Origin of the sequence: Xanthomonas sp. MLO165 (assembly GCF_018831305.1) — a bacterium.
Lineage (GTDB): Bacteria > Pseudomonadota > Gammaproteobacteria > Xanthomonadales > Xanthomonadaceae > Xanthomonas > Xanthomonas arboricola.
This window is the reverse complement of the sequence record NZ_CP029263.1, coordinates 3,857,588-3,870,755: the sequence shown is the minus strand read 5'-3', so window position 1 is coordinate 3,870,755 and position 13,168 is coordinate 3,857,588. Positions and strand designations below refer to the sequence as shown.

Here is a 13,168-nt window from a genome sequence, read left to right as displayed (position 1 = left end):
GCAATGAGGCTTGGTGCGCGGTTGGCTTGGGGCCTGCTAACGCGATTAGGGCTGCCCACGCGTGGCGTGGTCCATCCCGATCGCGTTGGCAGCCGCTATCGCATCGCGCGCCGCTGGCAGTGCCAGTGCGGTCCAGCGCGCATACATGGCGCCGGAGGGATGCAGGCCATCGTCGACCAGCATGTCGGCAGCGTCGCCGCCATCGCGGCTTGTGGCGGTGATGTCGACAAAGCGCACCGAGCGCGCGGCGCAGCGTTCGGCGGCTACGCTGTTGAAGGCATCGATCTGTGCGCCGATCAGTGGCGCATCGCCGCCCTGCGCATGCGCAAACGGAGTCAGCCCCCAATCGGGAATCGACAGCACGAACACGCGTGCCGCAAGGCCGCCGGCGAACCCGATCGCACGCTGCAACAACGCATCGAACTGGCTGCGGTATTCGTCCAGCGAGCGTCCGCGGTATTGATTGTTGACGCCGATCAGCAGGCTCACCAGCTCGAAAGGCCCCTGCGGCGCAGCGGCATCGAGACCGGCCTGCAGCTCGTCGGTGGTCCAGCCGGTGGTGGCGATGATCTGCGGCGGCGCCACGTTCCAGCCGTAGGCACGCAAACCGTCGACCAGTTGCACCGGCCAGCGCTGCTCGGGGGCAACGCCTTCACCGATGGTGTAGGAATCGCCGAGCGCCAGATAGCGCAGCGGCGTGCCGGCCGCCGCCATCAGGCCACGCTGCGCGACTTGAGCGGCACGACCTTGGTGACCGCCTCGGCGCGGCGTGCCAGCGCACGGTCGATGCGTGCGAAGACATCGCGCATCACCGGCGCTTCCGGCATCAGGGTCACGCGGAAGTGGTGGCGGTAGGGCACGTTGAAGCTGGAACCCGGCACCACCAGCACGCCTTCCTCGTTCATCAGGTCGAGCGCGAATTCATGGTCGTCGAAGTTGCGCGCGGCCGGGCCGACCACCGCCGGGAACGCGTACAGCGCACCGGCCGGCGCCACCAGCGACAGGTGCTCGCTGGCCGCGCAGGCCTCGATCACCGCACGGCGGGTTTCGTACAGACGGCCACCCGGCGCGCACAGCGCCGAGATGGTGTCCGGCCCGTTGACTGCCGCGTCGATGGCGTACTGGCCCGGCACGTTGGCGCATAGGCGCAGTGCGCCCAGCAGGTCCATCGCGTTGCGCAGGTCGTTGATGCGCGACTGCTCGCCCGACAGCAGCGCCCAGCCCACACGCCAGCCGCAGGCGCGGTGCACCTTGCTCAGGCCGCCGAAGGTGATGCACGGATGCGCACCGGCCAGCGGCGCCACCGGCACGAAGGCGGCGTCGTCGTAGAGCACCTGGTCGTAGATCTCATCGACCATCAGCAGCAGGTTGTGCTTGCTGGCGATGGCTACGATGCGCTCCAGCAGTTCGCGCGAATAACTGGCGCCGCTGGGATTGTTCGGATTGATCAGCACGATGGCGCGGGTACGCGAAGACACCAATGTCTCGATTTCCACCGGGTCCGGCTGGAAGCCGTTTTCCGGTGCGCAGCGGTAATACACCGGCCGGCCATCGTTGAGGATGGTGGCGGCCGACCACAGCGGATAGTCGGGCGAGGGCACCAGCACTTCGTCACCGGGATTGAGCAGCGCACGCAGCGACAGGTCGATCAGCTCGCTGACGCCGTTGCCGACGAAGATGCGGTCCGGGTGCGCATCCGGGTGCTGGCGCCGCGCATACGCGGTGGCGATCGCCTCGCGCGCTTCCGGCAGGCCCTGCTGATGGGTGTACGGATCGGTGCGGCCCATGTCGTCGGCGATCGCGCGCTGCAGATGCTCCGGCGCACGAAACCCGAACGCGCCTGGATTACCGATATTGAGCTTGATCAGCTTGCGGCCCTGCGCCTCCAGTTCCCGCGCTCGTCGCGCCAGCTCGCCCCGGATTTCGTAGCGGACTTCGGACAGACGCTCGCGGATGGCGAGCGGCTTTTGCGGGGCAGTGGACATGCGACGGGCCGGTTGTAGGCGTGAGGCTTGGCATGGTAGCGGAAATATGACAGGCGGACATGCTTGCATCGGCAACGATGTCAAGCCGCTGGCGGGGCTTCAGCGTCCGATTGGAAAGGCGAGGTCGTGATCACCGATGCACTCGATCGAGTGATGGCGTCTCAGCCTCGGAGACGCTTGATTGAGAAGATTGATTGAAGTCGAGGGGTTGGCTGATTGACAGCTTCTTAACATCTTCAGATTCTATTCCATCACTTGAGTCCGGCTTGGGCTCTACAGCAAGGAACGCGTATGTCAGGGGGAAGTGCGTCGCTCTCGTTAGTCGAGGGCGGCTCGTCGGTGCAAGACCGACCGGATCTGGGGCTGCAGGGGTTGGTCCTGCTGGCGCAATTTCATGGCGTTGCCGCCGACGCGGTGCAGCTGGCGCATGGGTTTGGCCGAGGCGGCGAGCCGTTCGACGAAACCACGCTGCTGCTGGCAGCCAAGCAACTGGGGCTAAAAGCCAAAGTCGTGGCCCAGCCGGCCGCACGGATCGGCATGGCGGCGTTACCGGCCCTGGCCCTGGTGCCGGATGGCGACGCGTTTATCGTCGCAAAGGTGGGAGCGGACCAGATCCTGATCCACGATCTGGTCGAAAAGCGGCCACGCTCCATCTCTCCCGCCGAGTTCGAAGCACGTTACCAGGGGCGGTTGCTACAGGTGGCCTCGCGAGCTTCGGTGCTGGGCGACCTGGCCAAGTTCGACTTCAGCTGGTTCATTCCTGCGGTGGTGAAGTACCGCAAGTTGATGCTCGAGGTCTTTATCGTATCGTTCTTCATCCAGCTGTTCGCGCTGATCACGCCACTGTTCTATCAAGTGGTGATGGACAAGGTGCTGGTGCACAACGGCCTGACCACGCTGGACGTGATCGCGATCGGGCTGGTCTCGATGGCGGTGTTCGACGTGCTGCTGTCCGGATTACGCACCTACGTCTTCGCCCACACCACCAGCAAGATCGACGTGGAGCTGGGTGCCCGGCTGTTCCGGCATGTGCTGTCGCTGCCGCTGGCGTATTTCGAATCGCGGCGGGTCGGCGACACCATCGCGCGCGTCCGCGAGCTGGAGAACATCCGCAACTTCCTCACCGGACAGGCGCTGACCTCGGTGCTGGACCTGTTCTTTACGGTGGTCTTTCTGTCGGTGATGTTCTGGTACAGCGGCTGGCTGACCTTGATCGTGGTGCTGTCGCTGCCGCTGTACGCCACCATCTCTGGCCTGATCACCCCGGTGCTGCGCCAGCGTTTGAACGACAAGTTCGCGCGCGGCGCAGACAACCAATCCTTCCTGGTGGAGACGGTCAGCGGTATCGGCACGGTCAAGGCGATGGCGGTAGACCCGCGCGTGACCCGCACCTGGGACAACCAACTGGCCGGCTATGTCAGCGCCGGTTTCAACGTCACCCGTATCGCCACGCTGGGCCAGCAGGGCGTGCAGTTGGTGCAGAAGCTCACCGCCGTGGCGGTGCTGTTCTGGGGCGCAAAGCTGGTGATGGAAGGCAAGCTGTCGATTGGCCAGTTGATCGCCTTCAACATGTTGTCCGGCCAGGTCACCGCGCCGATCATTCGCTTGGCTCAGTTGTGGCAGGACTTCCAGCAGGTCGGCATTTCGGTCGAGCGGCTGGGCGACATACTCAATACCCGCACCGAGGTGCCGGGCAGCCGCCTGGCACTGCCGCCGATCCGTGGGCAGGTGACGTTCGAGCGGGTCACGTTCCGCTACCGGCCGGATGCGCCCGAGGTGCTCAACGGGATCGAGCTGGACATTCGCCCAGGCGAAATCATCGGCATCGTCGGCCGTTCCGGCTCCGGCAAGAGCACGCTGACCAAGCTGGTGCAGCGGCTCTACACGCCCGAGCGCGGGCGTGTGTTGATCGATGGCCAGGACCTGGCGCTGGCCGATCCGGCCTGGTTGCGTCGTCAGCTGGGCGTGGTGCTGCAGGAAAACTTCCTGTTCAACCGCAGCGTGCGCGAGAACATCGCGTTGACCGATCCTGGCATGCCGCTGGAGCGGGTGATCCATGCGGCCAAGCTGGCCGGTGCCCACGACTTCATTCTGGAACTGCCGGAAGGCTACGACACCAAGGTTGGCGAGCACGGCACCGGCCTGTCCGGTGGGCAGCGGCAGCGCATTGCGATCGCGCGCGCACTGATCGGCGATCCGCGCATTCTGATTCTCGACGAAGCCACCAGCGCCCTGGATTACGAATCGGAACACGCGGTGATGAGCAATATGCGCGCGATCTGCAGGGGCCGCACCGTGCTGATCATCGCCCATCGCCTGTCCACCGTGCGGCAGGCCAACCGCATCGTCGTGGTGGAGAAGGGACGCATCGTCGAGAGCGGCTCGCATGCCGAGCTGGTCGACCGGCCGGAAGGCCAGTACGCGCATCTATACAGACTGCAACAGGGGACACCATGAAGCACCTGCTCCAGGGATGGCGCGATTTCTTTCTCCGCTATTTCAAGATTTTCAAATCGGCCTGGGCGGTGCGCCGCCAGCTCGACCCGCCCGCGCGCAGCGCCGACGAGCGCGCGTTCCTGCCCGCCCATCTTGAGCTGACCGAAACGCCTGTCTCGCCCACCGCGCACTGGACGATGCGCATCATCATCGGTTTCTTCTGTGTCGCGCTGCTGTGGGCGTGCCTGGGCAAGCTCGATATCGTCGCCGTGGCACCAGGTAAGACCGTGGTCGACTCACGGACCAAGGTGGTGCAGACCGCAGAAACCGCGGTGGTACGCAGGATCCTGGTACGCGACGGACAAGCGGTGAAGAAAGGCCAGCTGCTGGTCGAACTCGATGCCACCGCCACCGGCGCCGAGTTCGCCCAGGCCGGCGACGCACTGGTCAACGCACGTCTCGCTGCGCTTCGCCAGGCAGCGCTGGCGACCGCCATTGCGACCGGGCAGCCGCCGCAGCTAGATCCGGCTCCGGATCTACCCGCCGGGCGCGTAGCCAACGAGCAGCAATTGGTCAGCAGTCAATTCGACGCATTCCAGGCGCGCCGACACAACCTGCAAGCCAGCATCGCCCAACGCCAGGCCGAGTTGCAGACCACCCAGGACGCGATCGAACCGCTGGCCGAATCCGCACGCATCTCCAAAGTGCGCGCAGAGGACTACGCCCGCCTGGTCGAAGGCAAGTACGTCGGCCGCCATGACTACCTGTTGCGCGAACAGGAACGCATCGCCGCAGAAAGCCAGCTCGCCACCCAGCGTAATCGCCTGCAGGAGATCCGCTCGGCAATTAGCGCGGCGCAGGAAGAGTTGCGCGTACTTGTCACCGACACACGCCAGCAGGCACTGGATGCCTTGCGCGAGGCAAGCGAGCAGGCCGGCCAGCTGACCCAGGATGTCGCCAAGACCGGCCAGCGCGACAAGCTGATGGCCCTGCATGCGCCCGTCGACGGCACGATCCAGCAGCTGGCCGTCCACACCGTAGGCGGTGTAGTCACGCCCGCACAGCCGTTACTGGTCGTAGTGCCGGCCGAAGAAGCACTGGAGGTAGAAGTCACCGTCCTCAACAAGGACATCGGCTTCATGCGCCCGGGCCAGCCGGTCACCGTCAAGGTCGACAGCTTCCCCTATACCCGCTACGGCTATCTGACCGGCACGGTCGCCAGCGTCTCCCACGATGCCGCACAGGACGAAAAGCTGGGCCTGGTGTTCCCCGCGCGCATCAAATTGAACGGCAGCACGCTGGCGATCGATGGGGTCGAGGTGCGGATGAGTGCCGGGATGAGCTTGAGTGCGGAAGTGAAGACAGGGAAGCGGCGGGTGATTGATTACCTATTGAGTCCTCTCCGAACGCATGCGGATGAGTCTCTGAGAGAACGTTGATTGTCGGTTTGCAGGAAGCTTTGGTCACGCGCATCCGAGGTTCTGTTTGGATAATTGTCGCGAAGATAGGTTGATGTTTTTTTGATTCTAAAGGTTCGTCAACCTGCTGGTTGCTGTGTTTGAAAGTTAATAATTTTTTATTAATTTAATTTCCAAAAAGGAGTGTTAAAATGAGTGGAAAAGGAAAGTCTAGTGTTGGTGGTGATTTCGGATTTTCGAGTGATGGTAGCAACGTTACAGTTAGCTACTCGACTCCTGGCGGCCCGGGTGCATCAGTTACCATTGGGGCTGATGGTGCTTCGGGCACGGTGAATTACGGGCGTGGGTCAGTCGGTATAAGTTCCGATAGCGTAATCCCTGATGGGAATGGTGGTTTCAATGCTTCTGGGCATACTGTCTCTATCGGATTTGATACTCCTGCCGGTGTTGGTGTCGGGCTAGATATAACTCCGAATGGTTTTGTTGGGCACCCAACAGATCCGTATGCTGGTCAGGTTCCGTCAGCAAAAGTGGATTTGACAATTGATGGGAAGTTTATTGGGAGTTACGATATTCCGCTTGCCGAAAACTTCACAATGGATGATATTTTTGATCCGGAACTAGGTGGCATTGGGTCAAATGGGTTGCTGGGTGATGTGTATGGGAAGTTGCGCCATCGCGATAGAGAGATAAACGAATATCTTCAAGATGCGACCGGGGATAATTATCAGAGCGCTAAAGGTTGGCGTCGTGCGGTAGATCCGCTAGTGCTAGATCTAGATGGCGATGGGATTGAAACAGTTGGTGCAAGTGGTAGCATACTTTTCGATCATGAAGGGAATGCGGTCAAGCAAGGGACTGGTTGGATTAGTGCCGATGATGGAATATTGGTTTTGGACCGAAATCGAAATGGTTTGATTGATGGTGGGGCGGAGCTTTTCGGCGATTACACGGACGGTGCGGCATTAATGGCAGGCGAGAAGTCGGAACTTTCGGCCGGACTTCGTGCGCTATCCTCTCTGGATACCAATAAGGACGGGTTTTTTGATTCCCGTGATGAAAATTTTTCCTCTGTTCAGGTATGGAGAGATCTCAATCAAGACGGAATTTCCAACGCGGGAGAGCTTTTTTCGCTGAACGAGCTTGGTGTAGAGAGTATTGCTTTGGCTCCTACGTCGACAGAGAACGTTGCCTTGGGGAATGGGAATACAGTAGACAGCTACGGATACTTTACCCGTAAAGATGGGACTCGAGGTATAACGGGTGACTTGCTGCTCGCTTCGAATGCATTTCATCGTGATTTTACCGATGAGGTACCTTTGACGGCATTGGCGCAGGAAGTTGTTAATGTCGCTGGCTCCGGGATGGTAAGGGATCTCCAAGAATCGGTCAGCATTAATGGCAATATATATCGTTTATTGGATGGCGTAACTGCTGGTGCTACGCGATCAAATGCTTTAGTCGCAATGGATGCGGTGCTACTAGAGTGGGCTAATACTTCTTCGATGCGGTCCAGTGTGGATTATTTCAATGGACAATCCGGCAGGAAAAGTCTCGAGGTGAAAGGAACCGCCGTCGATGGTCATGTTTTTGATATTGGCCAGATACTTTCTGTTATGGAAAAGTTCAATGGTGAAATTTTCTTTTCAGGAGGCGACGACGATGCTCCTCTTAGACTCGGGAATTCGACCTGGTCTCCCGTTAGCTCGGGGGTGAGGCTGGGTTTTGAAGTGGTTCTGGGGAAAGAGCAGACTGAATTGTTGATGAAAGGATATGAGGCTTTGCGGCTTCAGCTTTACAATGGCGTTGTCTTAGATACTCGTTTAAGAGATTACGCGGACGAATTGAGGCTCGGCATTAATGAGTATGGGGAAGTTGTCTTAAAGGTGGATCGGGTTGCTGAAAAACTAAAAGAGACTCTTCGTACAGATGGTAACCTGGCTGCCATTGAAGATCTTTACGATCTGAAAGAGGGGGCTAGTGGGCTTCCATTAGATTGGAGCTGGGTGGATGTGCTGGTCGAGTTAGGCGATTTGACTCTCGATCGCCAAGATTTTGAGAGGCAAGCGAAAAGCTTAATGGGTGTCATTTTCGGTAGCGCGGTTGAAGGTGGTAGCGCCGACGATGTAATTATAGGAACAAGTGGCGACGATTCCCTTTATGGAAATGTCGGTAATGACACCCTTATAGGCGGCCTTGGCGACGATTTCTTGGATGGTGGGAGCGGAACCAATCAACTTGAAGGTGGTGCAGGCGATGACGTGTTGTCGGTGAACTCGCAGGCCCGCGACAGCGTGTTGGCTGGTGGCACCGGCAACGACACGCTCAACGGCAGCTGGTACTCGGACACCTATGTGTTCAACAAGGGCGATGGCCACGACACGGTGGTGGAGACCTCGAGCTACAGCGGTGCAGTGGACAGGGTCGTGTTCGGCGAGGGTATCGCTGCTGGCGATGTGCGTGTGTTGCGTGAAGGTCCAGATGTCGTGCTGGATCTGGGCAACGGCACTGACTCGGTGCGGTTGAAGGATTGGCTCAGCGGCGGTAATGAAAACGATGCGAGCAGCATCGAGCAGTTTGTCTTTGCCGATGGCACGATCTGGACGCCGGCGACTTTGCGGGCGATGGACTTGACCACGCTAGGCACCGATGCGGCGGATACGTTGACCGGCTGGAACGGCAACGATCTGCTGCTCGGTGGAGACGGTAACGACACCTTGTCCGGCGGCACCGGCACAGATCGTTTGGAGGGTGGTGCAGGCGATGACGTGTTGTCGGTGAACTCGCAGTCACGCGACAGCGTGTTCATCGGTGGCACGGGTAACGACACGCTCAACGGCAGCTGGTACTCGGACACCTACCTCTTCAACAAGGGCAATGGCCACGACACGGTGGTGGAGACCTCGAGCTACAGCGGTGCAGTGGACAGGGTCGTGTTCGGCGAGGGTATCGCTGCCAGCGATGTGCGTGTGCTGCGCCAAGGTGCTGATGTTGTGTTGGATCTGGGCAACGGGACCGATTCGGTGCGGCTGAAGGATTGGCTCTCGGGCGCCAGCGAAAGCGATTCGGCGAACATCGAGCAGCTGGTATTTGCCGACGGCACGATCTGGACGCCAGCGACTTTGCGGGCGATGGGCTTGACCACGCTAGGTACCGATGCGGCTGATACGTTGACCGGCTGGAACGGCAACGACCTGCTGCTCGGTGGAGACGGTAACGACACCTTGTCCGGCGGCACCGGCACAGATCGTTTGGAGGGTGGTGCAGGCGATGACGTGTTGTCGGTGGACTCGCAGTCACGCGACAGCGTGTTCATCGGTGGCACGGGTAACGACACGCTCAACGGCAGCTGGTACTCGGACACCTACCTCTTCAACAAGGGCGATGGCCACGACACGGTGGTGGAGACCTCGAGCTACAGCGGTGCAGTGGATAGGGTCGTGTTCGGCGAAGGTATCGCTGCTGGCGATGTGCGTGTGTTGCGTGAAGGTCCAGATGTCGTGCTGGATCTGGGCAACGGCACTGACTCGGTGCGGCTGAAGGATTGGCTCAGCGGCGGCAATGAAAACGATGCGAGCAGCATCGAGCAGCTGGTATTTGCTGACGGCACGATCTGGACGCCGGCGACTTTGCGGGCGATGGGCTTGACCACGCTAGGCACCGATGCGGCTGATACGTTGACCGGCTGGAACGGCAACGACCTGCTGCTCGGTGGAGACGGTAACGACACCTTGTCCGGCGGCACCGGCACCGATCGTTTGGAAGGCGGTGCAGGTGATGACGTGTTGTCGGTGAACTCGCAGTCACGCGACAGCGTGTTCATCGGTGGCACGGGTAACGACACGCTCAACGGCAGCTGGTACTCGGACACCTACCTCTTCAACAAGGGTGATGGCCACGACACGGTGGTAGAGACCTCAACCTACAGCGGTGCAGTGGACAGGGTCGTGTTCGGCGAAGGTATCGCTGCTGGCGATGTGCGTGTGTTGCGTGAAGGTCCAGATGTCGTGCTGGATCTGGGCAACGGCACTGACTCGGTGCGGCTGAAGGATTGGCTCAGCGGCGGCAATGAAAACGATGCGAGCAGCATCGAGCAGCTGGTATTTGCTGACGGCACGATCTGGACGCCGGCGACTTTGCGGGCGATGGGCTTGACCACGCTAGGCACCGATGCGGCTGATACGTTGACCGGCTGGAACGGCAACGACCTGCTGCTCGGTGGAGACGGTAACGACACCTTGTCCGGCGGCACCGGCACCGATCGTTTGGAAGGCGGTGCAGGTGATGACGTGTTGTCGGTGAACTCGCAGTCACGCGACAGCGTGTTCATCGGTGGCACGGGTAACGACACGCTCAACGGCAGCTGGTACTCGGACACCTACCTCTTCAACAAGGGTGATGGCCACGACACGGTGGTAGAGACCTCAACCTACAGCGGTGCAGTGGATCGTGTCAGTTTTGGAAGCGGGATTAATCTGGATGATACGGTCTTCACTCGATCTGGTAACGATCTACTTGTCACTTTGAAGGGAAGTCAAGATCAGCTGGCAGTAGCAAGTTGGTTTGCCTCAGACTCATCCCAAGTTGAATATCTGGATTTTAATGATAGATCAGTAGCTGCTAGCGAAGTATCCAGCTTGATTGATGCTATGGCGGTAGCAAATGCCTCTTCTGTGTCATTTATTGCATCGCGTGAAACTCAAGAGACGAAGTTGATGCTCGCAAGTTCGGCTATCTAATTGATCATCACTATATAGCCGACGCCGGGCCCCGCCATTTGGCGGGGCCTTTATTTTATTTATGCGTTAAATTATTGCTGGAGCGGAGTTGCCAAAGATTCGGTATATTCCTCGCAAGAATTTCAAGTCATATTTTCAGATTTGAGGTCCGTTGTCTCAGGGTGTGTGAAAGCCGGCAAGCGTATTGAGCAAACGTGGCAAAACCCACCATACCCTCTAGAATCGCCCCATGAGCAACGCACCCCCCGATTACCCCACCCTCCAGTCCATTGGCTGGCCCTGGCCTGGCCCTGCCGAGGATCCGGCCTGGCAGGCGCTCTTTGCCGCGCATCCGCAGGCGTTGCCGGCGCGGGTGGTGGAGCAGCACCGCACCGGTTATGTGGTGGCCGATACGCCGGAGGCCGGTCTCAAGGCCGAGTCGTTGCCGGAGTGGCAGCGGCCGCGGTTTCCCAGCCATGAGCGGGCGTCGGTGGGCGATTGGGTGCTGATGGAGGGCAAGCGCATCGTGGCCTTGCTGCCGCGGCGCACCTCGATCAAGCGCGGTGCGGCCGGCGAGCATTACCACCAGCAGGTGATCGCGGCCAACATCGATACGGTGTTCATCGTGTGCGGGCTGGATGCGGACTTCAATCCGCGCCGCATCGAACGCTATCTGCTGCTGGTCGGCGGCGGCGGTGCCGAGCCGGTAGTGGTGCTGACCAAGGCCGACCAGACCGAATACGCCGAGGATGCATTGGCCGTGCTGGAGGAACTGGAAGCGCAGAACATCCCGTTGCGCGCGGTCAACGCCAAGGATCCGGACAGCGTGGCGGCGCTGCGGCCGTGGCTGGGCGATGGCCGTACCGCGGTGCTGGTGGGCTCGTCCGGTGCCGGCAAGTCGACGCTGACCAATACCCTGCTCGGGTCGCAGAAGATGAAGACCAATGCGGTGCGCGAGAACGATTCGCGCGGCCGGCATACCACCACCCATCGCGCCTTGATTCCGTTGCCGTCCGGTGCCTGCCTGATCGATACGCCCGGCATGCGCGAGCTCAAGCCCACCGGCGAAGAGGATCTGGCCGAGGGCGGCTTCTCCGATGTGGAAGCGTTGGCGGCGCAGTGCCGCTTCAACGATTGCGCGCATATCGCCGAGCCCGGTTGTGCGGTGCGTGCGGCGATCGAGGCCGATACGCTGGATCCGGAGCGGGTGGCCAATTACATGAAGCTGCGCGTGGAAGTGGCCGCAGCGGCCGAAAAGCTTGCCACACGCCTGGCGCAGAACAACCGGGGCAAGGGATCGGGCCGGCGGCCTGCCAGCGTCGACCGCAACGGACGCCGCTGATGCCGTTGCGCAAGGGGCCGCCGGACATCGTCCACCATGCGGCGCTGGATGCGCGCCTGGTCAAGGCCGTGCGCGGCGTGCGCCTGCTCGCGCTGGCCAGCTGGCCGCGCTCGCTGCAGGAGCCGTTCCTGCAGAGCGTGGCACGTGGGCAGCCGGAGCTGCCGCAGGTGGAGTATCCGCGACTGGATTTCGGCGATACCCGGCGCGAGTTGGCGGCCATTGCCAAGCAGGCCGATCCGCATCACCCGCTGGGCGCCTACCTGATCGACTCGACGCATAGCTGGGGCCTGGCCGCCGGCCTGCTGGAATCGCTGGGCACTCCCGCAGTCAGCGATTACTCGGCGCAGCTGTTCGGCGTGCCCGACGACCCGATGCCGGGCAACGGCCCGAGCACGCGCGAGGCAGCGCGGCACTTCATCCAGATCGCGCAGGAGCTGGACCGCGAACTGCTGGCGCCGGAAGAACAGGTGCCGGTCTCGGCAACCGCCCTGCGCATGCAGCTGCAGAACGATCTGGACGCCTTCTTCGAAGGGCGCGTCATCACCGTCACGCTGGATCCGGATCTGCTGGCCAAGGCGGCGGCCGGCGCGCATCGCATCCGCCTGCGCAGCGGTGCCACCTTCAGCGATTACGACCGCGCGCAGCTGTTCCATCACGAGGCGCTGGTGCATTCGCTGACCGCGCTCAACGGGCGCGCGCAGGTGCACCTGCCCAGCCTGGGCATTTCCTCGCCGCGGACCACCGCGACCCAGGAAGGCCTGGCGACATTTGCCGAGCAGATCACCGGCAGCATCGATATCGAACGCATGAAGCGCATCAGCCTGCGTATCGAGGCGATCGCGATGGCGCGCTCGGGTGCGGACTTCATCGAGGTGTTCCGCTATTTCACCGCAGGCGGGCAGAGCGCGGCGGAAAGCTTTTCCTCGGCGCAGCGCGTATTCCGCGGCGTGCCGACCTCCGGCGGCGGTGCCTTCACCAAGGACACGGTGTACCTGCGCGGGCTGGTGGCGGTGCACACCTTCTTCCGGCATGCACTGCAGCGCGATCAGCTGCAGCTGTGCCGTTACCTGTTCGCCGGCAAGATGGCCCTGGGCGACGTGGCGCGCCTTGCGCCCTTGTTCGACAGCGGCGTGCTGGTCGCCCCGCGCTGGTTGCCGCCGTGGGTGAGCCGGGTCAGCGGCCTGGCCGGCATGCTGGCGTTTTCGTTGTTCGCCAATCGCATCCGCATGGATCAGCTGCAGCCACCGGCGATGAACGTCTGAAGCCTGC

General features: G+C 61.3%; 7 protein-coding genes. 5 read left to right on the top strand and 2 right to left on the bottom strand.

Going from position 1 to position 13,168, the window contains the following annotated elements:
• Positions 1-45: 45 nt before the first annotated feature.
• Together DGN21_RS16150 and DGN21_RS16145 are read right to left on the bottom strand one after the other, a co-directional pair.
• The gene (locus tag DGN21_RS16150; RefSeq protein ID WP_184577435.1) at positions 46-714 is read right to left on the bottom strand and encodes an SGNH/GDSL hydrolase family protein; all 669 of its coding nucleotides are present in this window, start codon (positions 712-714) and stop codon (positions 46-48) included.
• On the bottom strand, positions 714-1,985 hold the full coding sequence (locus DGN21_RS16145) for a pyridoxal phosphate-dependent aminotransferase (RefSeq protein WP_024938954.1): 1,272 nt from the start codon (positions 1,983-1,985) through the stop codon (positions 714-716). Before DGN21_RS16145 ends, DGN21_RS16150 begins: the two co-directional genes overlap by 1 nt.
• Before the next feature lie 291 nt (positions 1,986-2,276).
• Here DGN21_RS16145 and DGN21_RS16140 point away from each other — a divergent pair, with 291 nt between their 5' ends.
• The 5 genes from DGN21_RS16140 to DGN21_RS16120 all read left to right on the top strand — a co-directional run bounded on the left by DGN21_RS16140 (position 2,277) and on the right by DGN21_RS16120 (position 13,161).
• Positions 2,277-4,442, top strand: coding sequence for a type I secretion system permease/ATPase (locus tag DGN21_RS16140; protein ID WP_184577438.1), 2,166 nt, complete (start codon positions 2,277-2,279; stop codon positions 4,440-4,442).
• On the top strand, positions 4,439-5,860 hold the full coding sequence (locus DGN21_RS16135; protein ID WP_126966672.1) for an HlyD family type I secretion periplasmic adaptor subunit: 1,422 nt from the start codon (positions 4,439-4,441) through the stop codon (positions 5,858-5,860). The genes DGN21_RS16140 and DGN21_RS16135 overlap by 4 nt, the downstream gene beginning before the upstream one ends.
• Positions 5,861-6,030: 170 nt before the next feature.
• Positions 6,031-10,578, top strand: a complete 4,548-nt coding sequence (locus tag DGN21_RS16130) for a calcium-binding protein (protein ID WP_215824989.1) — start codon at positions 6,031-6,033, stop codon at positions 10,576-10,578.
• 229 nt (positions 10,579-10,807) lie between these two features.
• The gene (gene rsgA / locus DGN21_RS16125) at positions 10,808-11,899 is read left to right on the top strand and encodes a ribosome small subunit-dependent GTPase A (protein ID WP_016904297.1); all 1,092 of its coding nucleotides are present in this window, start codon (positions 10,808-10,810) and stop codon (positions 11,897-11,899) included.
• Positions 11,899-13,161 carry a flavohemoglobin expression-modulating QEGLA motif protein gene (locus tag DGN21_RS16120; RefSeq protein ID WP_102580743.1) on the top strand — a complete coding sequence of 421 codons (1,263 nt, stop codon included), beginning with the start codon at positions 11,899-11,901 and terminating at the stop codon, positions 13,159-13,161. Before rsgA ends, DGN21_RS16120 begins: the two co-directional genes overlap by 1 nt.
• Positions 13,162-13,168 lie beyond the last annotated feature (7 nt).

Bases quoted from the DNA above. Each gene is read 5' to 3' on its own strand.
- DGN21_RS16150 (WP_184577435.1), bottom strand. From the start codon at position 714: ATGGCGGCGGCCGGCACGCCGCTGCGCTATCTGGCGCTCGGCGATTCC.
- DGN21_RS16145 (WP_024938954.1), bottom strand. From the start codon at position 1,985: ATGTCCACTGCCCCGCAAAAGCCGCTCGCCATCCGCGAGCGTCTGTCC.
- DGN21_RS16140 (WP_184577438.1), top strand. From the start codon at position 2,277: ATGTCAGGGGGAAGTGCGTCGCTCTCGTTAGTCGAGGGCGGCTCGTCG.
- DGN21_RS16135 (WP_126966672.1), top strand. From the start codon at position 4,439: ATGAAGCACCTGCTCCAGGGATGGCGCGATTTCTTTCTCCGCTATTTC.
- DGN21_RS16130 (WP_215824989.1), top strand. From the start codon at position 6,031: ATGAGTGGAAAAGGAAAGTCTAGTGTTGGTGGTGATTTCGGATTTTCG.
- rsgA (WP_016904297.1), top strand. From the start codon at position 10,808: ATGAGCAACGCACCCCCCGATTACCCCACCCTCCAGTCCATTGGCTGG.
- DGN21_RS16120 (WP_102580743.1), top strand. From the start codon at position 11,899: ATGCCGTTGCGCAAGGGGCCGCCGGACATCGTCCACCATGCGGCGCTG.